We start from the raw sequence: 19,286 nt of genomic DNA on the forward strand, positions 1-19,286 counted from the left end.
TTCACAAAGATCCGGCCGTCCCCCCTTGCGGGTGAGACGGCCGGCCATTGTATGCGAAGTTAAGAAATTTATTACTGCAGCAGGCTGCGCAGCATCCACGCGTTCTTTTCATGCACGTCCAGACGCTGCGTCAGCAGGTCGGCCGTGGGCTGGTCGTTGGCGGCGTCGGCCTTTTCGAAGGCTGCGCGGGCGGTCTTGGCGACGGATTCGTTGCCGTCCACCAGCAGGCGCACCATTTCCAGCGCGTCCGGCACGGTTTCCGGTTCAGAGATCGACGACAGCTTGGCGTATTCGCGATACGTGCCCGGCGCGTAGTGGCCCAGCGCGCGGATACGCTCGGCGATGCTGTCCAGCGCGTTCCATTCTTCGGTGTACTGCGTCATGAACATCTGATGCAGCGTGTTGAACATGGGCCCCGTGACGTTCCAGTGGAAGTTGTGCGTCATCAGGTACAGCGTGTATGAATCGGCCAGCAACTTGGACAGTTCGCCGGTAACCGCGGCGCGGTCCTTGTCCGAAATACCGATGTTGATGCGCGGAACGCTCGAGGTCTTCTTGGTGGACTTGGCCATTGCTAGCTCCTATGGAAAAAGGCGAAATTAGAATACCACTGCAAACACGACAGAACAGGCGTTGTGGAGGCGCCGTTCTCACGATGGGCTGCGACCAATTGACGCGGTGCGAGGGGCCCGTCTTACGCAAGGACGCCCACGCAAATCCGCGCCGGCCATTGGCCGTCGTTTAGCGTTCAATCTTGCACGGCCGCCGCTTCACCGGCCAACATCTTCACGCCCGGCAGCTCGCATTCATAGACGGCCTGCGCCAGCGCTTCGATCGCCGCCAGGCGCGGGAAGCTGCGCCGCCATGCAAGGACGACGCGGCGCTCGGGCACATGGCCTTCGAACGGCAGATAGCGCAACAGGCTGTTGGAGGGCGGGTTTTCGGGGACGGCGGTGACCGGAAGCACGGTGACGCCGATGCCGGCCGCGACCATGTGGCGGATGGTTTCGAGCGAGGAGCCTTCGAAGGTGCGCTGGATGCCATCGCTAGCGGCCGAGAAGCGCGACAGTTCGGGACAGACTTCAAGCACCTGATCGCGGAAGCAATGCCCGCTGCCCAGCAGCAGCATGGTCTGCTGTTTCAGGTCCTGGGCGTCGATGGACTTGCGCTGCGCGAGTTCATGGTCGTTGGGCACGGCCACGACGAAGGGCTCGTCGTAGAGCGGCTGCATGACCAGGCCGGCTTCGGGCAGCGGCAAGGCCATGATGGCGCAGTCGATCTCGCCCTGGCGCAGCAGTTCGACGAGACGGACGGTGAAGTTTTCCTGCAGCAGGAGAGGCATCTGCGGCGTACGGCCGATCTGCACGGGCACCAGCTTGGGCAGCAGGTAGGGTCCGATGGTGTGGATCACGCCAACGCGTAGCGGGCCAGCCAGCGGATCGTGGCCCTGCCGGGCGATCTCCTTGATGCTGGCGCTTTCCTCGAGCACCTTCTGCGCCTGCGCGACGATGCGCTGGCCGATGGGCGTCACGCCGACTTCGGAGCCGCCGCGTTCGAACAGGGTCACGCCCAGTTCGTCCTCGAGCTTGCGGATGGCCACGGACAGCGTCGGCTGGCTGACGAAACAGGCCTCGGCCGCGCGGCCAAAGTGCCGCTCGCGGGCGACGGCGACGATGTACTTGAGTTCGGTGAGAGTCATGGTGGACTACGCCCCCGGGGTTACGCGCCGGCCCGATGGCCGGCGCTTGAGGATTCAAGAGAGTGGATGGGCCGCATGTCAGGTGCGCAGGAAGTCTTCGCGGCCACGCATCCAGCGGGCCAGATGGGCCTCGACGACGGCGGGATGTTCGGCGCGCAACCACACGGCAGCGTCGCGCGCGTCTTCGGCGATCGCGGCGTCGGTCTCCAGGTCGGCAAAGCGCAGGAGCGCCATGCCCGACTGACGTGTACCCAGGAATTCACCGGGGCCGCGCTGTTCCAGGTCGCGCCGGGCGATCTCGAAGCCGTCGGACGTTTCGAACATGGCACGCAGCCGTTCGCGCGCAACCTGCGAAAGCGGCGTCTGGTAGAGCAGCACGCACACGGACTCGGCCGTGCCCCGCCCCACGCGCCCGCGCAACTGGTGAAGCTGGGCAAGGCCGAAGCGCTCGGCGTGTTCAATCACCATCAGCGACGCATTCGGCACGTCCACGCCGACTTCAATGACGGTCGTGGCGACGAGCAGGTCGATGTCGCCGTCGCGGAATGCCTGCATCACGGCGGCCTTCTCGGCCTGCGGCAGGCGGCCGTGCACCAGTCCGATCCGCAGGTCCGGCAGATCGGTCCGCATGCCTTCGTAGGTGTCGACGGCGGTTTGCAATTCGAGGGCTTCGCTTTCCTCGACCAGCGGACAGACCCAATAAGCCTGCTGGCCGCCGCGCGCGGCCTGCGCGATATGGGCGATAACCTCTTCTCGCCGCGCGTCCGAGACCAGCTTGGTCACGACGGGGCTGCGGCCGGGTGGCAACTCGTCGATCACGGACACGTCCAGATCGGCGAAAAAAGTCATGGCGAGCGTGCGCGGAATGGGCGTGGCGCTCATGTTGAGCTGATGGGGCACGATGCGGCCGCGCACGGTTTCGCCCTTGCGCGTCAGTGCAAGACGCTGGCCGACGCCAAAGCGATGCTGTTCGTCGACGATGGACAGGCCCAGCCGGTGGAACTCGACGTGATCCTGGATCAGCGCCTGCGTGCCGACCACAAGCTGCACGCTGCCGTCGGCAGCGGCGGCCGCGGCTTCGCGCCGGGCCTTCGCGGTCAGGCTGCCGCTCAACCACGCGACGTTCACGCCCAGGGGGGAAAGCCAGGACACCAGCTTACGAAAGTGCTGCTCGGCCAGGATTTCCGTGGGCGCCATCAGCGCCACTTGCGCCCCGCCCGCAATGGCCTGCGCCGCCGCGATGGCCGCCACGACGGTCTTGCCGCTGCCCACGTCGCCCTGCAGCAGCCGGTGCATGGGATACGGCTTGGCCAGATCCGCCGAGATTTCCTCCACGACGCGCTGCTGCGCACCAGTCAGCTTGAACGGCAGTGTTTCGTACAGCCGTGCGACCAGCCCGCCTGCGCCGTTCTGCACCGGCAGCGATTCGGCTTCCTTGACGCGGCGTGCCGCACGCGCGGCGGCGAGCGAGAGCTGCTGCGCAAGCAGCTCATCGAACTTGATGCGGCGCCATGCGGGATGCACGCGATCCATCAAGGCCTGTTCGGATTCGCCCTGCGCGGGCGTGTGCAGCGCGCGGATGGCGGGCTCGAACGGCGGCAGGTCGTAGCGCGCGCGAGCCTCCTCGGGCAGCGTGTCGGATAGGTCAGCAGTATTCAGCGCCTGTGCAATGGCGCGCCGCAAGGCCGGCTGAGGCAGCCCTTCGGTAGTGGGATAAACGGGGGTGAGAGCAGTCGGCAGCGGCGAATCCGCATTGGTCAGCCGCGGATGCACCATCTCGCGACCGAACAGCCCGCCACGCACTTCGCCGCGGGCGCGCAGGCGCTTGCCCACGGTCACTTGTTTTTGCTGGCTGGGATAGAAGTTCAGCCAGCGCAATTGCAGTTCGCCGCTGTCGTCCGCCAACGTGGCGGTAAGCTGGCGGCGCGGCCGGTACAGGACTTCGGATTTGGTGATCTCGCCTTCGACCTGGCCGGCAAAGCCGGGGCGCAGCGCGCTGATCGGGATGACGCGTGTTTCGTCTTCGTAGCGCAGCGGCAGGTGCAGCACGAAGTCCTCGGGCAGCACCAAACCCAGGTTACGAAGCTTGCGCTCCGTATCCGTCATCGGTTTGCCGGCGCCGTTCTTGTCGGCGCCGGTACGCTTGGAGGCCACGGCTGCGGCCGGCATGTAGAAACGAACCCCTGAAATGAAACGTCCGGGCGCGCCTTACAGGACCATGATGGCTTCGACTTCGAACTGTGCGCCCTTGGGCAGGCTGGCCACGCCGATCGTGGAGCGCGCCGGGAACGGCTGGGGGATGATCTCGGCCATGATGGCGTTGGCCGCCGTGAACTTGCCCAGGTCGGTCAGGAACAGCGTGAGCTTGACCACGTTTTCCAGCGTGCCGCCTGCAGCCTTGATGACTTCCTGCATGTTGGCAAACGCCTGACGCACCTGCGCGTCGAAGTTTTCAGAGACCAGGTCGCCGGTGCCAGGCTCCAGGCCGATCTGGCCCGAGAGATAGACAGTCTTGGTGCCGCTGACGGCAACCGCTTGCGAGTAAGGGCCGACGGCGGCGGGCGCGGTGTCGGTATGAATGATTTGCTTGCTCATGGGCGGAATCCTTCTGGTGACGGATAGAAGCTACAACTATCGGAGTTTATCCAGCAATAGACTTTTGCGAAAGTAGCGGTTCGCCGTAAAGAGGGTTTAGGACTGATCCTGCGCAGCCGGCGGATGCCCTGCCCCGCCGATATCGCCACGATGCGCAATCAGCAGTTCGGCCAGTGCCTGCGCGGCCACGGACAGGCTGCGTCCTTTACGGCGCACCAGATACAGCGGCCGCGTCAGGGCGCGGCCCGCCAAAGGTACGACGCGCAGATCGGCGCTGCGGAAATGAAAAAGCGTCATCGCGGGTACGACCGACACACCCAGCCCCGCACGCACAAGACCCGTGACGGTCGCCAGATGCTCGACCTCGAAAACCGGCAGCGGCGCCTCGGCGCCCAGCGCTTCGTCCAGATGTTTGCGCACACTGCTGCCGCGCGCAAGCTGGATGATCGGATGCCGCAGCACGTCGCGCAGCCGCACGCGAGGCTGGTCCGCCAAAGGATGGTCCACGCGGCACACCAGAAAGTAGCGATCGGCATGCAGGAATTCGCTATCCAGATCGGTCATGTCAGGCCGCCTCGAGGCCACGGCAAAATCGGCCACCCCACTCTGCACCATGTCCAGGCAAGGATCGAGCAAGGCGTCCCGCAGGTCCAGCACGATGCCAGGATGATCTTGCCGGAAGCGCGCCAGCAGATCCGGCAGCCAGCCCGCCGCAAGCGACGGCAGCGCGGCCAGCGTCACCCTGCCCCGCCGGCGGTCCGCCATATCCCGCAAATCGCCCATTGCAAGGTCCATGTCCGCCAGCAGGCGCCGCGCGGTCGCGTCCAGCACGCGGCCTTCGGCAGTCAGCTCGACGTGCCGCGTGCTGCGATCAAAGAGCCGGACGCCGGCACTGTCTTCCAGCGAACGGATCAACGCGCTGAAGGCCGGCTGCGTCAGGTGGCAGCGCTGCGCGGCACGCGTGAAGTGCCGTTCATCGGCAAGCGCCACGAAGGCACGCAATTGGCGGGACGATAGATTCATGGCTTTCTTGTATTAATCAATCCGATTTTTCTATTTTACGGATGATCGTGCCTTGCCTATAGTCGTCCCAACCCGTTGAACGCGCCTGGACTGCTCATGCCTCAATCTCCCTTGCTTATCGGCTGCGCCTCCGGATTTTCCGGCGATCGCACCGATGGCGCCGCGGCCGTGGTCCGCACCTTGGCCGCCCAAGGCGGCGGCACGCTGATCTTCGAGACGCTGGCTGAGCGGACGCTGGCACTGGCGCAGCTTGCGCGCAACGACGATCCTAACCGCGGCTATGAACCCCTGCTGGACGAACTGGTGGGTCCGGTCCTGGGCGACTGCCTGCGCCACGGCATCAACATCGTCAGCAATTTCGGCGCGGCCAATCCGCCCGCCGCCGCGCGCCGTATTGCCGAGCTGGCGCGTGAACAAGGCTTGCCGGTTCCGCGCATCGCTGTCGTGTATGGCGACGCGCTGAACGGCGCCGAGCATCGCGACCTGCTGGCGCATCGACTGGGCGCCGCACTGGACGGCCTGGACATCGTGAGCGCCACTGCCTATCTGGGCGCCACCGAAATCGCCGAGGCGCTGGCCGCCGGCGCGCAGATCGTCGTGGCCGGCCGCGTGGCCGACCCGTCGCTGACCCTGGGACCGGCACTGGCGCACTTCGGCTGGGATCCCGCCGACTGGCCGCGTCTGGGACGTGCCACCATGGCCGGCCATATGCTCGAATGCGGGCTGCAGGTGACCGGCGGCTATTTCTGCGTGCCGGGGCTGAAAGAAGTGCCGGACGTCCATGCGGCCGGTTTCCCCATCGCCGAGATCCAGGCCGACGGCGAATTCGTGATCGGCAAGGCTGATGGCACCGGCGGCGCCGTAGACGCGCGCACGGTAAAAGAACAATTGCTGTACGAAGTCCACGATCCGGCGCGGTATCTGACTCCCGACGTGGTGGCGGACCTGAGCCAGGCGCGTGTCGTCGAACTGGGCGGCAACCGGGTTGCGGTCCATGGCATTACGGGTCACGCCCGGCCCGACGAACTGAAGGTGAACGTCTGCTATCGCGGCGGCTGGCTGGCTGAAGCGGAGATTTCATATGCAGGCGTGCAGGCCGAAGCCCGAGCACGGCTCGCGGCAGATATCGTCCAGAAGCGCCTGGGCGCCGACTACAAGCTGCGCGCGGACCTGATCGGCGCGATCAGCATCCTGGGCGACGACGCGGGCGGGATGCGCCGCGCGCTGCCCGACAGCCACGCCCGCGACGTGCGGCTGCGTCTGGCCACCGAAAACGCCGATCGCGCGCAGGCCGAACGGGTATTGCGCGAAGTGACCGCGCTCTATACCTGCGGCCCGGCCGGCGGCGGCGGCGTGCGCACTGCGCTGCGCCCGCGCTTGAACATGATGTCCTGCACCATTCCCCGCGAAGCCGTAAAGAGCGGCTGGAACTTCCTGGAGGAGATCGCGCCATGAACCAGACTTTGCTCGCCGTGCCGCTGTACCGGCTGGCCCACAGCCGATCCGGGGACAAGGGAGATATCTCCAACCTGAGCCTCATCGCCTGGGATCCCGAATGCTATGACGTGCTGGCCGCGCAAGTGACCGAAGCGCGCGTCGCACAGTGGTTCGCGTACCGCCATCCGAAACGTGTGACACGCTATGCGCTGCCAATGCTCAACGCAATGAATTTCGTGCTGGAGGGCGTGCTGGACGGCGGCGTCAATGACGCGCTGAACCTCGACACGCACGGCAAGAGCCTGTCTTTCAGATTGCTGGACATGACGGTGGAGGTCAGCGCAGCGCTGGCGAGCCGTCTGCCAGACATACCTGGCGACCGTCCCGCGGCCGCCTGATTTGCAGTTCCGATAAAAAAACACCACAGGAGACACACATGCGCATCGCTACCAAGGGCCGGCTGGCCCTGCTGTTGGCCGCCGCCCTGCCCCTTTCGGCCATGGCGCAATTCCCGACCAAGCCCATCACCTTCATCGTCCCGTTCGCTGCCGGCAGCGCCACCGATCAGATCGGCCGCGCCATCGGCCAGGGCGTCACCGAACAGACCGGCCAAGCCGTCGTCATCGAGAACAAGCCCGGCGCCAGCGCGATGATCGGCGCGGCAGCCGGCGCGCGCGCAACGCCCGACGGCTACACGGTCCTGATCACCACCAACACCACGCATGCAGCCAACGAGCACCTGTACAAATCGTTGACCTACGATCCCGTCAAGGATTTCTCGCCCCTCACGCTGCTGGGCAAGGGCGGACAGATCATGGTCGTAAATCCCAGTTCGCCCGCCAAGACGGTGGGCGACTTCCTGGCCCAGGCCAAGCAGTCGCCGGGCAAGCTGAGCTTTGGCAGCGGCAGCTCCAGCAGCCGCATCGCTGGTGAACTGCTGCAGCAGATGGCCAACGTGCAACTGCTGCACGTGCCCTACAAGAGCAATCCGCTCGCCGTCACCGACCTGCTGGGCGGCCAGATCGACATGATGATCACCGATACCGCCACGGGCTTGCCGCAGGTCAAGTCCGGCAAGCTGCGCGCGCTGGGCGTCACGGGCCAGGCGCGTTCGCCGCTGGCGCCCGACGTGCCGACCATTTCGGAGGCTGGCGTGCCCGGCTATGAGATGGGCTACTGGTTTGCCGCCTATGCGCCGGCCGGCACACCGCCCGACGTGGTCAAGCGCCTGAACGAATTGCTGGTCAACGCCACCAAGGCCAAGCCCGCTCAGCAGTTCTACGCGCAGACCGGCACGGACGCGGCGTCGTCGACCCCCGACGAGCTGGCAAAGTTCCAGCAAGCGGAATCGAAGAAGTGGGGCGACATCATCAAGAAGGCGGGCATTCAGCCGGAGTGATTCACACTAGGCGCACCAAAGCAAAAAACCCATCGCTTGCGATGGGTTTTTTTTTGAACCAGAAAGCCGGAACCGCTTGGCTTATTTGTCCACGAAGGCGCGCTCGACGACGTAGTCGCCCGGCTGGCCCACGCCCGGCGACACCGCGAAGCCACGGCTATCGAGCATGGCGCTGATGTCAGCCAGCATGTGCGGGCTGCCGCAGATCATGGCGCGATCGGTTTCGGGGTTGATTTGCGGAATGCCGATGTCGGCGCACAGCTTGCCGTTTTCGAGCAGTTCGGTGATGCGGCCTTGATTGCGGAAAGGTTCGCGCGTCACGGTGGGGTAGTAGACCAGCTTGTCGCGCACGATGTCGCCGAAGAATTCGTTGTTCGGCAGTTCGTTTTCGATGTAGTTGGCGTAAGCCAGTTCACTGACCCAGCGCACGCCGTGCACCAGGATGACCTTGTCGAAGCGTTCGTAGACGTCCGGGTCCTTGATGATGCTCATGAAGGGCGCGAGGCCGGTGCCGGTGCCGAACAGGAACAGATGCTTGCCGGGCTTGAGGTCGTCGACGACCAGGGTACCGACCGGCTTGCGGCTGACGAGGATGGTGTCGCCTTCTTTCAAGTGCTGCAGGCGCGACGTGAGCGGGCCGTTCTGCACCTTGATGCTGAGGAATTCGAGGTTTTCTTCGTAGTTGGCGCTGGCGATGCTGTAGGCCCGCAGCAGCGGCTTGCCTTCAACTTCGAGGCCGATCATCACGAAGTGGCCGTTGTGGAACCGCAAGGCCGAATCACGCGTCGTGGTGAAGGAAAACAGGGTGTCGTTCCAGTGGTGCACGCTTAGTACGCGCTCAGTGTTGAAAGCAGCCATGTCGTATTCAGTAAGGGCGGATCGTGGTCGGGCGAAGCCCGGCTGTGCCGCGAGGTCATTCCGAACCGCAAAAAAAAGGCCGCGGTCGGCATTAGGGTTGTCCCTATTCTACAGGGTCTTGATGATAACTGCTCTCATTATTCCGTAATACCCTTATTCCAGTTTGACGGGGATCAACGTCTTGAACCCAACGCTTACTGCTAGTTGAACGGCGCAATGCTTCCTGTTATTGTCGCGTTCTCACTTGATAATCATTTTCGTTACCAGACCGTTTTTCGCAATGGCGCCTCCAATTAAGGCGGGGCCGTGCGGCAACACTCGTTTCGGCCCTAGCTGGAGTTCCTTCATGATCAAGCGTCCCCAATTGAATTCCCTGCTGCGCGCGCTGGCGCTCGCCGGCGCCGCTGCCTTCACCGTGTCGGCCAACGCCGCCGAGGAAGTCAGCCTGTACACCACCCGGGAACCCAAGTTGATCCAGCCGCTGCTGGATGCTTTCACCAAGGAAAGCGGCATCAAGGTCAACACCGTCTTCGTCAAGGACGGTCTGCTGGAACGCGTCAAGGCTGAAGGCGCCAAGTCGCCCGCCGATGTGCTGATGACGGTGGATATCGGCAACCTGCTGGATCTGGTGGACGGCGGCGTGACGCAGTCGGTCAAGTCCGACACGCTGAATTCGGTCATTCCCGCCAACCTGCGCGGCGCCGATGGCAAATGGTACGCCCTGTCGCTGCGCGACCGCGTGCTGTATGTCGAAAAGGACCTGAAGCTGGAATCCTTCCGCTACGAAGATCTGGCCGATCCCAAGTGGAAGGGCAAGGTCTGCATCCGTTCCGGCCAGCACCCCTACAACACCGCGCTGGTCGCTTCCATGATCGCGCATGACGGCGCCGAGGCCACCGAAAAATGGCTGCGCGGCGTCAAGGCCAACCTGGCCCGCAAGGCCGCCGGCGGCGACCGCGACGTGGCGCGCGACATCCTGGGCGGCATCTGCGACATCGGCCTGGCCAACGCCTACTATGTCGGCCACATGAAGAACGCCGAGCCCGGCACCGACGCGCGCAAGTGGGGCGATGCCATCAAGGTCATCCGCCCGACCTTCGCCAATGCCAAGAGCGGCGGCACGCACGTGAACGTCAGCGGCGCGGCCGTCGCGGCGCACGCTCCCAACAAGGCCAACGCGGTCAAGCTGCTGGACTTCCTGGTGTCGGAACCGGCCCAAGCCCTGTACGCGCAGGCCAACTACGAATACCCCGTCCGCAAGGGCGTGAAGCTGGACCCGGTGATCGCAAGCTTCGGCGAACTGAAGGTCGATCCCCTGCCCTTGACCGAGATCGCCAAGCATCGCAAGCAAGCCAGCGAACTGGTCGACAAGGTCGGCTTCGACAACTGATAAGCTGCCGGACCGCCGTACCTTCGGGCATGGCGTGACCTTGATGCAGTGACACGCGAGCGCCCGGCACCGGGCGCAACGCGTAGGGCCTGTTCCCGCTTTTCCGGGGGAACAGGCCTTGCCATTGATGCAACCGACTTTGAAGCATGCACACACAATCCTTGCCCACGCCGCTGCGGCTGCGCTGGTCTGAACGCGGAACCGGCTGGCTGGTTGGCGCGGCCCTGATCGCGCTGGCGGTGCTGGCGCCGGTACTGACGCTCGGCTGGTGGGCGATGGGCGGCAGCCTGGAACACTGGCAGCATCTGGCCAGCTATGTACTGCCGCAGGCCTTCGCGAATACCGTCATGCTGCTGGCCGGAGTGGGCATCGTCGTGACCTTGCTTGGCACCGGCGCCGCATGGCTCGTGACCGCGTATGAGTTTCCCACGCGCCGGATCCTGACCTGGGCGCTCCTGCTGCCGCTGGCGGTGCCCACCTACATCATCGCGTTTGCCTACCTGGACCTGCTGCACCCCATCGGGCCCATCCAGTCGGCGATCCGCGCCATGCTCGGCTTCGACAGCCCGCGCCAATTCCGCCTGCCCGACCTGCGCTCCATCTACGGCGCGATCTTTGTCCTGGGCTTCGTGCTGTACCCCTATGTCTACCTGAGCACCCGTGTCATGTTCATGACGCAGGCCGCCAGCCTGCTCGAAGCTGCCCGCACGTTGGGCGCGGGCCGCGTGGCGGTGTTCTGCCGTGTCGCCCTGCCCCTGGCCCGTCCCGCGATCGTGGTGGGCGTGAGCCTGGCACTGCTCGAGACCCTGAACGATATCGGGGCCTCCGAATTTCTTGGCGTGCAAACGCTGACCGTCTCCGTCTACACCACCTGGGTCACCCGTTCAGACCTGGCTGGCGCCGCGCAGATTGCGCTGACCATGCTCGCGATTGTCATCGGGCTGATTCTGCTGGAACGCCACGGCCGCAAGCGGCAGCGCTACGCCAACACGCAGCGCATGCGCCCGATGCAGCCGCGTCGGCTGCGTGGCGCGGCGGCTGCCGTCGCGGCCGTGCTGGGCTGGATTCCCGTCCTGATCGGGTTTGTTGCGCCGGCGCTGTATCTGGTCGTTGAAACCTACAAGCGGCTTCATCTGGTGGGCGGTGTGTCGGACCAGTTGATCGGCGGCCTGAGCAACACCCTGATCGTCGCGTCAAGCGCCACGGTGGTCACTCTGCTCTGCGGGCTGATCGTTGCGTGGGCGGGCCGCACCCTGCGCGAAAGCGCCGGCTTCAATCCGGGCCGCGCCTGCGCGCGCATCGCCAGTCTGGGCTATGCGGTGCCTGGCACGGTGCTGGCCATCGGCCTGCTGACCCCCTTCGTGTGGATCGACACCGCGGTCGCACGGGTGTTCGGCGGCACGGGCCTGTTCCTGATGGGCTCGATGGGCGCACTGGTGTGCGCCTATGCGATCCGCTTCCTGGCGATTTCCACCGGGGCGCTCGAAGCCGGCCTGGCTCGCATCCCGCCGTCCTTGGAACAAGCGTCGCGCCTGCTTGGCGAAACCTCCGGCGGCACGTTGCGCCGCGTCCACCTGCCGTTGCTGCGGCCCGCGCTGGCCGCGAGCGCGCTGCTGGTGTTCGTGGACGCCATGAAGGAACTGCCCGCCACCCTGCTGCTGCGCCCCATGAATTTTGACACCCTGGCCACGTGGCTTTATGCGGAAGCCGCGCGCGGCACGTATGAAGAAGGCGCCGTGGCCGCGCTGGCCATCGTGCTGGCCGGCCTGCTGCCGGTCATTCTGCTGGCGCGCACCAATCTGAAAATGGGACATTGATCATCGTGCCCGATCTGCTAGAAATCGACCACATCTCCCTGGCCTACGACACACCCGCTGGTTTGAAACCCATCGTGCAGGACCTGTCGCTGGGCCTGCCTGCCGGCCACATCGGCTGCCTGCTGGGCGAGTCCGGCTGCGGCAAGACCACCGTGTTGCGCGCCATTGCCGGCTTCGAGCCGGTGCGCGCCGGCCGCATCCTGCTGGACGGCACGGTGATCTCGTCGCCCACCGAACAGGTCGCGCCCGAGCTGCGCCGCGTGGGCATGATGTTCCAGGACTACGCGCTGTTTCCGCACCTGACCGTGGCGCTGAATGTGGCGTTCGGATTGCGCAAGCTGCCGCGTCCGGACCGCGCCCGCCGCGTCGAAGAAATGTTGGAACTTGTCGGCCTGGCACACGCCGCCAACAGCTATCCGCATGAGATTTCCGGCGGCCAGCAGCAACGTGTGGCCCTGGCCCGCGCGCTTGCGCCCTCGCCCGACCTGTTGCTGCTGGACGAACCGTTCTCAAACCTGGATGTGGACACGCGCGAGCGGTTGGCCTTCGAGGTGCGCGAGATTTTGAAAACCACAGGCCACACCGCGATCCTGGTCACGCACAACCAGGCCGAAGCGTTCGCGATCGCCGACCGCATCGGGGTGATGGCCAAGGGCCGCATCGCGCAATGGGATACGCCCTACAACTTGCACCACAATCCGGCCGACACCTTCGTGCGCGACTTCATCCGCCGGGAAGCGCTTGAAGAACAGCGCGAACAGGCGCTGGCGCGCGGCCGGTAGCGGGACCTGCGAGGCCCGCGCGGACCTCGGCGCCCCCGCGTCCCGCAAGCCCCGCACAGCAGATCAATCCGCCGACAGCTTCACCTTCTGCGACAAGGCCTTGAAGGCCTCGTGCTGGCTTTGGGTCAGCCGCTCGACTTCCTGCGGCGACGAGCCATAAGGCATGAAGCCGGCCTTCTCCAGCTTGTCCTTGACGTCCGGCATCGCAAGCGCCGCCTGGAAGGCGTCGCTCAGCACGCGCGTCACGTCGGGCGACATGCCGGCCGGCCCATAGACCGCGAACCACGGATCCACGACCGCGCCCGAATACCCCAGTTCGGCCAGCGTCGGCACGTCGGGCAACGCCGGCGCGCGCTTGCTGCCGGTGACCGCCAGCGCGCGGACCTTGCCCGCATTGATGTGCGGCAGCGACGCGGGCAGGTTGTCGAACATGACCGGCAAGTGTCCGCCCAGCAGATCGTTCAACGCCTGGGCGCTGCCCTTGTAGGGCACGTGCTGCATCCCGGCCCCGGTCAACTGGTCGAACATCACCCCCGCCAGGTGCATGGAGGTGCCCGTGCCGGGCGTGCCGTACGACGTATTGGGATTCGCCTTGGCGTACGCGACCAGGTCCTTGACACTGTCCACCTTCACCGACGGGCCCACCTCCAGCACCACGGAAGACGCCCCCAGCATGCTGATGCCTGTGAAATCCTTGGTCGGATCGAACGGCATTTTCGGGTACACGAACGGATTGAGCGCGTTCGTGGATATCGCGCCGAAGCCGATGACGTAGCCGTCCGGCGCGGCCTTGGCGACGGCGTCCATGCCGATGTTGCCGCCCGCCCCGGGACGGTTCTCGACGATGACCGGCTGCCCGAGTTTCTCGGCCACCTTCTGGCCCGCCGTACGCGCGACCAGGTCGGTCGTGCCGCCCGCGGTGTACGGCACGATGAAGGTGATGGGCTTGGCCGGATAGCCGGCGGCGTGCGCGGGCACGGCGCCCTGGATCAACGCCAGCGCGGCCAGGCCGCGCAGCGCATTGTGGGTGTAGCGATGCATGATGTCTCCCTCCCGTTTGTCGTTATGCACGGGTAGCGCATCTTATCGCCGGACAGCGGCGTCGCACAGCGCGATCCGCCTCGCTTATTCCGCCAGGTATCAATTCATGTTCCGCCGCGGGCGTTTATCGCCTGCGCGCCCGCTCCTATAGTTCGTCTCACTGTCTGAGCGCGCAGGCACCCTCAAATGCCAAACCGGAGTATTGAAATGTCGAATAAGACTGTAGTGATCACGGGCGCGTCCAGCGGAATCGGATTTGCCCTGGCGCAGGAATACCTGCGCCGCGGCGACAACGTGGTGGGCAACGCCCGCAGCCAGGAAGGCCTGAACGCCGCCGCCGAGCGCCTGGCTAAGGAAGGCCTGGGCCTGCCCGACCGCTTCCTGGCCGTGGCCGGCGACATCGCCCTGGCCAGCACTGCCCGCGATATCGTGCGCCAGGCCACCGAGCGGTTCGGCCGCATCGACGTGCTGGTCAACAATGCGGGGATCTTCATTCCCAAGCCCCTGGGCGACTACACCGACGAAGACCTGGACCGCATCATCGATACGAACCTGAAGGGCTTCTTCCACATCACCCAGCAGGCCGCCGCGCACATGTCGGAATACCGCGACGGCCACATCGTCAACATCACGGCCAGCATCGCCATGCAGCCCAGCAGCCGCGTCCCGGCGCTGCTGCCCGTGCTGATCAAGGGCGGCCTGAATCACGCCACGCGGGCGTTGGCAATAGAACTGTCTGACCGGAACATCCGCGTCAACGCGGTGGCGCCCGGCATCATCGAGACGCCGATGCACGATCCGGCCACGTTCGGCTTCCTGAATTCGTTGCAGCCTGCCGGCCGCATGGGCAAGGTGGACGACATTGTCGGTGCGGTTACCTATCTGACCGATTCGGCCTACACCACCGGCGCGATCCTTCCGGTCGATGGCGGCGCCGCTGCAGGTCATTGGTAGCATCACCACGACCGCCCGCCGCGCGGCGGGCGTCCTCACCTCGAGAGACCCACCATGTCCATTGAAGTCAGACTGACCGAACTTGGCCTGATCCTTCCCCCCGCGCCCCAGCCGCTGGGCCAGTACACCGCCGTCAGCCAGGCGGGCGACCTGCTGTTCATCTCGGGCCAATTGCCGTTGCGCGACGGGCGCGTGGTGTGGCAGGGCCGCGTCGGCGTGGAGCTGACCGTTGACCAGGGCCGGCAGGCCGCGGAACTGGCCGCGCTGAACGTGCTGGCGCAGATCCGCCAGCACACCGGCAGCTTCGACCGGCTGGACCACCTTGTCCGCGTCGAGGGTTATGTCGCCAGCGCCCCGGGCTTTCTGGATCAGCCCGCCGTGCTGGATGGCGCGTCCGGCCTGTTTGCACGGGTGCTGGGCGAGAAGGCCGGCCACGCGCGCACCGCCAATTCGGTTTCGCAGCAGCCAGGCAACGCGGCAGTGATCCTGGTGGTGATCGCGCAGTTGAAAGGCGTCTGACTCCGCTCAGTCCGCCAGCTTGTCGACCAGGAAATCGACGAACGCCCGCACACGGCGCGATATGTGCCGGGCATGCGGGTACAACAACACGAACGGCCGGGTGCTGCCGCCATGTTGCTGCAGCACCTCGGTCAGCCTGCCCGCGCGCAGATCGTCTTCGACCACGAAGCGATACGTCTGAAAGAGGCCGGCGCCCGCACGGGCCAGCGTCACGCCGCCCAGTACATCCTCGGCCGTGCCATAGGCGCCGTCGGTCACGATGTCGACCGCTTCGCCCTCCACCTGAAATGTCCACGGAATGCGCCGCCCGCTGCTAGGCCGGTCGAACTGGATGCAGTCGTGCGCAGCCAGATCCTCCAGCGTTTGCGGCGTGCCGCGCCGGCGCAGGTAATCCGGCGCGCCGACCACCACCAGTTCCGCGTCCTCCAACTTGCGCGCGATCAGCGCCGAGTCGTCGGGCGCGCGCCCGCGCACCGACAGGTCGTAACCGTCATCGGCGAAATCGACATTGCGGTTGCTGATGTGGACGTGCACGTCCACGTTGGGATACTTGTCGCGAAATGCGGGCAGCAGCGGCAGAACGCGGTAATGCGCATACGGCGTCGGCAGGCTGATGCGCAGCCGCCCGGCCGCGCCCTGCCCGCCCACCTGGCGTTCGGCGTCGACCAATTGCGCAATGGCGGGGCGCACCTGCTCGAAGTAGGCACGCCCTTCGTCGCTAAGCCGGATATGCCGCGTGCTGCGCACGAACAGCCGAATGCCCAGCCGCGCCTCCAGCCGCGAGACGCTGCGGCTGACGGCTGCCGGCGTGACGCCCGCAGCATTGGCGGCGGCCGTGAAACTGCTGAGTTCCGCAGCCAGGCAGAACATCTCGATGCTGCCCAGCTGCAGGTCGTCAAAGTGGCGCGTCATGCGGGCTCCTGCCGTGAAATCCGGCCGGGGCAACCATCAGGCCGCCCCCGCCGGTCAGCGCCCCAACACATCGATGATGCGCTGGGCGATGTAGTGGCCGTGAGTTTCCAGCGCGAAGTGGCCGGTGTCCAGCAGTTCAACCACGGCATCCGGGTTGTCGCGGCGATAGGCCTCGGCGCCCGGCGGAATGAAGAACGGATCGTTGCGGCCCCAGATCGCCAGCGTGGGCACCTGGGCCTGGCGGAAGAACGCCTGGAAGGCGGGGTATTGCGTCAGGTTGTTCGCGTAGTCCAGGAACAGGTCGAGCTGAATGTCCTTGTTGCCCGGCCGTTCAAGCAGGGCCGCGTCCAGCGTATAGCCTTCGGGCGCGACGCTGTCCGGGTCGGCCACGCCGTGCACATACTGCCACTTGGTGCCTTCGAAGTTCAGGATGGCATCGTGAATGGTCTGGCGGTTTGCGGGCGACGGGTCGTTCCAATAGGCGCGGATGGGGGCCCACGCGTCGCCCAGGCCGTCGAGGTACGCGTTGCCGTTCTGCGAAACCAGACCGGTGACCCGCTCGGGGTGCGCCACCGCCAGCCGCAAGCCGGTCGGCGCGCCGTAGTCGAAGAAATACATCGCGTAGCGGGTCAGCCCCAGTTCGTCGACAAACGCTTCCAGCGACTTGGCCAGATTGTCGAAGGTGTAGCGGTAGCCGCGCTCGGCCGGAACCTCGGTAAAGCCGAATCCGGGCAGATCGGGCGCGATGACGCGAAAGTGTTGGGCAAGTTGCGGGATGACGTTGCGGAACTGATGCGAAGACGTGGGAAAGCCGTGCAGCAGCAAAAGCACGGGAGCCTGCGGGTCGCCGGCTTCGCGATAGAAGAAGCGCAGGCCGTCGGCTTGCGCATGGCGGTAATGGACGGTGTTGTCGGGGTGGGCAGTCATGAGGATCTCCGGTATTCGGGCAAGGAATGACGATGGGATTTCGAAGCTTCACGGCACAGTCTACGCATTTTAAGTAACCTGTCAATAGCCGTGTTACCGGTTACTCAACATCGAATCGGCGTGTAATGCGGTGCTGGAATGTGGCGGTGCGGGCCGCCCGGCTCCCACATCCTCCCGACGCCAACAATGAAAAAGCCCGGCATAAGCCGGGCTGAGAACCATCGATCGTTGTCATTTCGCCTTGGCACTGGCGTCGGCGGCCTCGCGCTGCCGGAACGCCGCCACCTTGTGCCGGTTGCCGCACAGCGCCATGCTGCACCACCGCCGCTTGTGCGACCGCGTCCTGTCGTAGAACCACAGCGAGCACGCATCGCTTTCGCACTTGCGCACCAATCCAAAATCGCCATACGCGAGCAGGTCGGCCGCCGCCTCGGCCACCGGCAGCAACCACTGTGCTGCGGTTTGCGAGGGATAAAGGCGCGACACCACCAGGCTGCCATCGTCTGCCGGCGCAAGCTCGAGGTGACTGCCCCCCGCCGCCAGGGCGCGATTCAACGCGGAAAGCGCCAAGGGCGCGTGCGCCTTGCGCTGGGCGACCAATTCCCGGACGGTTTCGCGCAGGCCGCGGGCGCTTTCCAGCAGACCGGCCGGCGCGGGGCCCTGCGCGGCGGCGAATCCCGCCAGCGCCAGCCAGCCCGCCACGTCCGCGTCCGATTGCCATCGGTCGACCGGGCCGGCGCTACTCTGCTCGACGGTGTTGATCAGATCCAGGGCGACGTGGTCGCCCAGTTGGCGGAATTCGGGTGCGTGGCTGGTGTTCATGATGATCTCCGGCGCCAGTGTAACCCTCAAAAATAAACAATAAAAGTTACACGATCATGAGGGGCATTACACCCCCCATCACGCATTGTCATCCCGTCCCGCTCAGGCGCGGGCTTCCGGGAGCGGGATGTACTCGGTCTCATCGCCCGGCACGATCTGATCGAACCGCGTGCGTTGCCAATCCTGCTTGGCCTGTTCGATGCGGTCTTTGCTGCTGGACACGAAGTTCCACCACACGAAGCGCGGGCCGTCGAGCGGCTCGCCGCCCAGCACCGCGAACCGCGCGGCCGTCCTGGCACGGATTTGCACCGGTTTGCCCGGGGCGAACACGACCAGGCGCCCGCTTTCGTACGTCTGGCCGTCGATTTCGACCTCGCCCTGCGCCAGATAGGCGGCGCGCTCTTCATGTTCGGCCGGCAGCACCGTGGTCGCGCCTGCCTGCAGTTGCAGGTCGCCATAGAACAGGGGCGACAGCGTCTTGACCGAGGAGGTCTTGCCGAACAGCGAACCGGCCACGACCTGGGCGCGCACGCCCTCGCCTTCGATCACCGGCTGCGCGTCCAGCCCGTAGTGCGTGAACCCCGGATCGGTCTCTTCGTGCGCCTTGGGCAGCCCGACCCAGATCTGCAGGCCACAGAGGCGCTGCGGCGCAAGCCGGCTTTCCGGCGAGGAACGTTCGGAATGGACGATGCCCCGACCGGCGGTCATCCAGTTCACTTCGCCCGGCAGAATGGTCTGCGTGTGACCCGCGCCGTCGCGGTGGACCATGGAACCTTCGTACAGGTACGTCACGGTGGACAGGCCGATGTGCGGATGGGGACGCACGTCGATGCCGGCGCCAACGTCGAAGTCCGCCGGTCCCATCTGGTCCAGGAAGACGAACGGACCGACGCTGCGGCGCTGCATGGAAGGAATGGCGCGGCGGACGGAAAACCCGCCCAAGTCGCTGGTGCGCGGCACCACAACGGTTTCGATCTGGCTTTCGCCGGCTTGGGACAGGGTCGACATGGTGCAATGCTCCGCAATGGGTAGGCCTGGGGCCATCTTAATGGCCTCGCGGCCGGTATTGTGTGAAACCGGGCGGATTCCAGGATCCGCCCGGCAGTTGGCG

19 protein-coding genes are annotated in these 19,286 nt (G+C 65.6%); 8 read left to right on the plus strand and 11 right to left on the minus strand.

What is annotated here, in order from left to right:
* Nucleotides 1-71: 71 nt before the first annotated feature.
* The 5 genes from AC6CIE_RS06735 to AC6CIE_RS06755 all read right to left on the minus strand — a co-directional run bounded on the left by AC6CIE_RS06735 (nt 72) and on the right by AC6CIE_RS06755 (nt 5,317).
* Nucleotides 72-572 carry a Dps family protein gene (locus AC6CIE_RS06735; protein ID WP_175121647.1) on the minus strand — a complete coding sequence of 167 codons (501 nt, stop codon included), beginning with the start codon at nt 570-572 and terminating at the stop codon, nt 72-74.
* 176 nt (nt 573-748) lie between these two features.
* Entirely contained in the window at nt 749-1,699 is a 951-nt protein-coding gene (locus AC6CIE_RS06740) for a LysR substrate-binding domain-containing protein (protein WP_175121648.1), read from the minus strand.
* A 78-nt stretch (nt 1,700-1,777) separates the two neighbouring features.
* Nucleotides 1,778-3,868 carry an ATP-dependent DNA helicase RecG gene (recG, locus tag AC6CIE_RS06745; protein ID WP_498091755.1) on the minus strand — a complete coding sequence of 697 codons (2,091 nt, stop codon included), beginning with the start codon at nt 3,866-3,868 and terminating at the stop codon, nt 1,778-1,780.
* A 39-nt stretch (nt 3,869-3,907) separates the two neighbouring features.
* Nucleotides 3,908-4,294, minus strand: coding sequence for a Rid family detoxifying hydrolase (locus tag AC6CIE_RS06750; RefSeq protein ID WP_056561027.1), 387 nt, complete (start codon nt 4,292-4,294; stop codon nt 3,908-3,910).
* Nucleotides 4,295-4,390: 96 nt separating this feature from the next.
* A complete protein-coding gene (locus tag AC6CIE_RS06755; RefSeq protein WP_175185336.1) occupies nt 4,391-5,317 on the minus strand; it encodes a LysR family transcriptional regulator in 927 nt (308 codons plus the stop codon).
* A gap of 96 nt (nt 5,318-5,413) precedes the next feature.
* Here AC6CIE_RS06755 and AC6CIE_RS06760 point away from each other — a divergent pair, with 96 nt between their 5' ends.
* Genes AC6CIE_RS06760 through AC6CIE_RS06770 form a run of 3 tightly spaced genes read left to right on the plus strand, consistent with a single transcriptional unit; the run spans nt 5,414 to nt 8,153 of the window.
* Nucleotides 5,414-6,772 carry an acyclic terpene utilization AtuA family protein gene (locus AC6CIE_RS06760; RefSeq protein ID WP_498091757.1) on the plus strand — a complete coding sequence of 453 codons (1,359 nt, stop codon included), beginning with the start codon at nt 5,414-5,416 and terminating at the stop codon, nt 6,770-6,772.
* Complete coding sequence (locus AC6CIE_RS06765; RefSeq protein WP_218343728.1) at nt 6,769-7,152, plus strand: AtuA-related protein; 384 nt, start codon at nt 6,769-6,771, stop codon at nt 7,150-7,152. The genes AC6CIE_RS06760 and AC6CIE_RS06765 overlap by 4 nt, the downstream gene beginning before the upstream one ends.
* A 38-nt stretch (nt 7,153-7,190) precedes the next feature.
* Nucleotides 7,191-8,153, plus strand: coding sequence for a Bug family tripartite tricarboxylate transporter substrate binding protein (locus AC6CIE_RS06770; protein WP_498091759.1), 963 nt, complete (start codon nt 7,191-7,193; stop codon nt 8,151-8,153).
* 81 nt (nt 8,154-8,234) lie between these two features.
* On the opposite strand, the gene AC6CIE_RS06775 is transcribed toward AC6CIE_RS06770, so the two are convergent.
* Nucleotides 8,235-9,011 carry a ferredoxin--NADP reductase gene (locus AC6CIE_RS06775; protein WP_175121654.1) on the minus strand — a complete coding sequence of 259 codons (777 nt, stop codon included), beginning with the start codon at nt 9,009-9,011 and terminating at the stop codon, nt 8,235-8,237.
* 346 nt (nt 9,012-9,357) lie between these two features.
* Between AC6CIE_RS06775 and AC6CIE_RS06780 the strand changes: the two genes are divergently transcribed.
* The 3 genes from AC6CIE_RS06780 (at nt 9,358) to AC6CIE_RS06790 (ending at nt 13,000) form a co-directional block, all read left to right on the plus strand.
* Nucleotides 9,358-10,401: a Fe(3+) ABC transporter substrate-binding protein gene (locus AC6CIE_RS06780; RefSeq protein WP_105238804.1), complete on the plus strand. Its 1,044-nt coding sequence runs from the start codon at nt 9,358-9,360 to the stop codon at nt 10,399-10,401.
* A gap of 146 nt (nt 10,402-10,547) precedes the next feature.
* Entirely contained in the window at nt 10,548-12,218 is a 1,671-nt protein-coding gene (locus AC6CIE_RS06785) for an ABC transporter permease (protein WP_452000214.1), read from the plus strand.
* Between the two features lie 5 nt (nt 12,219-12,223).
* Nucleotides 12,224-13,000 carry an ABC transporter ATP-binding protein gene (locus AC6CIE_RS06790; RefSeq protein ID WP_218343727.1) on the plus strand — a complete coding sequence of 259 codons (777 nt, stop codon included), beginning with the start codon at nt 12,224-12,226 and terminating at the stop codon, nt 12,998-13,000.
* Nucleotides 13,001-13,063: 63 nt separating this feature from the next.
* On the opposite strand, the gene AC6CIE_RS06795 is transcribed toward AC6CIE_RS06790, so the two are convergent.
* Entirely contained in the window at nt 13,064-14,041 is a 978-nt protein-coding gene (locus AC6CIE_RS06795; RefSeq protein ID WP_175121657.1) for a Bug family tripartite tricarboxylate transporter substrate binding protein, read from the minus strand.
* Nucleotides 14,042-14,248: 207 nt separating this feature from the next.
* Between AC6CIE_RS06795 and AC6CIE_RS06800 the strand changes: the two genes are divergently transcribed.
* Nucleotides 14,249-14,995, plus strand: a complete 747-nt coding sequence (locus AC6CIE_RS06800; protein ID WP_175121658.1) for an SDR family NAD(P)-dependent oxidoreductase — start codon at nt 14,249-14,251, stop codon at nt 14,993-14,995.
* Nucleotides 14,996-15,049: 54 nt separating this feature from the next.
* A complete protein-coding gene (locus AC6CIE_RS06805; protein WP_498091761.1) occupies nt 15,050-15,514 on the plus strand; it encodes a RidA family protein in 465 nt (154 codons plus the stop codon).
* A gap of 6 nt (nt 15,515-15,520) precedes the next feature.
* On the opposite strand, the gene AC6CIE_RS06810 is transcribed toward AC6CIE_RS06805, so the two are convergent.
* The 4 genes from AC6CIE_RS06810 to AC6CIE_RS06825 all read right to left on the minus strand — a co-directional run bounded on the left by AC6CIE_RS06810 (nt 15,521) and on the right by AC6CIE_RS06825 (nt 19,183).
* Nucleotides 15,521-16,426 (minus strand): LysR family transcriptional regulator, encoded by a 906-nt coding sequence (locus tag AC6CIE_RS06810; RefSeq protein ID WP_498091763.1) that lies wholly within the window; start codon nt 16,424-16,426, stop codon nt 15,521-15,523.
* A 54-nt stretch (nt 16,427-16,480) separates the two neighbouring features.
* Nucleotides 16,481-17,353 (minus strand): alpha/beta fold hydrolase, encoded by an 873-nt coding sequence (locus AC6CIE_RS06815; protein ID WP_498091765.1) that lies wholly within the window; start codon nt 17,351-17,353, stop codon nt 16,481-16,483.
* Nucleotides 17,354-17,584: 231 nt separating this feature from the next.
* The gene (locus tag AC6CIE_RS06820; RefSeq protein ID WP_498091767.1) at nt 17,585-18,175 is read right to left on the minus strand and encodes a CGNR zinc finger domain-containing protein; all 591 of its coding nucleotides are present in this window, start codon (nt 18,173-18,175) and stop codon (nt 17,585-17,587) included.
* Between the two features lie 102 nt (nt 18,176-18,277).
* Nucleotides 18,278-19,183 (minus strand): pirin family protein, encoded by a 906-nt coding sequence (locus AC6CIE_RS06825; protein ID WP_175136602.1) that lies wholly within the window; start codon nt 19,181-19,183, stop codon nt 18,278-18,280.
* Nucleotides 19,184-19,286: the final 103 nt, after the last annotated feature.

This window comes from Achromobacter sp. GQ309 (genome assembly GCF_059759315.1).

Excerpts from the sequence above, each read along its gene's own strand:
- AC6CIE_RS06800 (WP_175121658.1), top strand. The coding sequence starts at position 14,249 with ATGTCGAATAAGACTGTAGTGATCACGGGCGCGTCCAGCGGAATCGGA.
- AC6CIE_RS06735 (WP_175121647.1), bottom strand. The coding sequence starts at position 572 with ATGGCCAAGTCCACCAAGAAGACCTCGAGCGTTCCGCGCATCAACATC.
- AC6CIE_RS06815 (WP_498091765.1), bottom strand. The coding sequence starts at position 17,353 with ATGACTGCCCACCCCGACAACACCGTCCATTACCGCCATGCGCAAGCC.
- recG (WP_498091755.1), bottom strand. The coding sequence starts at position 3,868 with ATGCCGGCCGCAGCCGTGGCCTCCAAGCGTACCGGCGCCGACAAGAAC.
- AC6CIE_RS06810 (WP_498091763.1), bottom strand. The coding sequence starts at position 16,426 with ATGACGCGCCACTTTGACGACCTGCAGCTGGGCAGCATCGAGATGTTC.
- AC6CIE_RS06825 (WP_175136602.1), bottom strand. The coding sequence starts at position 19,183 with ATGTCGACCCTGTCCCAAGCCGGCGAAAGCCAGATCGAAACCGTTGTG.
- AC6CIE_RS06755 (WP_175185336.1), bottom strand. The coding sequence starts at position 5,317 with ATGAATCTATCGTCCCGCCAATTGCGTGCCTTCGTGGCGCTTGCCGAT.
- AC6CIE_RS06765 (WP_218343728.1), top strand. The coding sequence starts at position 6,769 with ATGAACCAGACTTTGCTCGCCGTGCCGCTGTACCGGCTGGCCCACAGC.
- AC6CIE_RS06785 (WP_452000214.1), top strand. The coding sequence starts at position 10,548 with ATGCACACACAATCCTTGCCCACGCCGCTGCGGCTGCGCTGGTCTGAA.
- AC6CIE_RS06750 (WP_056561027.1), bottom strand. The coding sequence starts at position 4,294 with ATGAGCAAGCAAATCATTCATACCGACACCGCGCCCGCCGCCGTCGGC.
- AC6CIE_RS06820 (WP_498091767.1), bottom strand. The coding sequence starts at position 18,175 with ATGAACACCAGCCACGCACCCGAATTCCGCCAACTGGGCGACCACGTC.
- AC6CIE_RS06770 (WP_498091759.1), top strand. The coding sequence starts at position 7,191 with ATGCGCATCGCTACCAAGGGCCGGCTGGCCCTGCTGTTGGCCGCCGCC.
- AC6CIE_RS06805 (WP_498091761.1), top strand. The coding sequence starts at position 15,050 with ATGTCCATTGAAGTCAGACTGACCGAACTTGGCCTGATCCTTCCCCCC.
- AC6CIE_RS06780 (WP_105238804.1), top strand. The coding sequence starts at position 9,358 with ATGATCAAGCGTCCCCAATTGAATTCCCTGCTGCGCGCGCTGGCGCTC.
- AC6CIE_RS06795 (WP_175121657.1), bottom strand. The coding sequence starts at position 14,041 with ATGCATCGCTACACCCACAATGCGCTGCGCGGCCTGGCCGCGCTGGCG.
- AC6CIE_RS06775 (WP_175121654.1), bottom strand. The coding sequence starts at position 9,011 with ATGGCTGCTTTCAACACTGAGCGCGTACTAAGCGTGCACCACTGGAAC.
- AC6CIE_RS06740 (WP_175121648.1), bottom strand. The coding sequence starts at position 1,699 with ATGACTCTCACCGAACTCAAGTACATCGTCGCCGTCGCCCGCGAGCGG.
- AC6CIE_RS06760 (WP_498091757.1), top strand. The coding sequence starts at position 5,414 with ATGCCTCAATCTCCCTTGCTTATCGGCTGCGCCTCCGGATTTTCCGGC.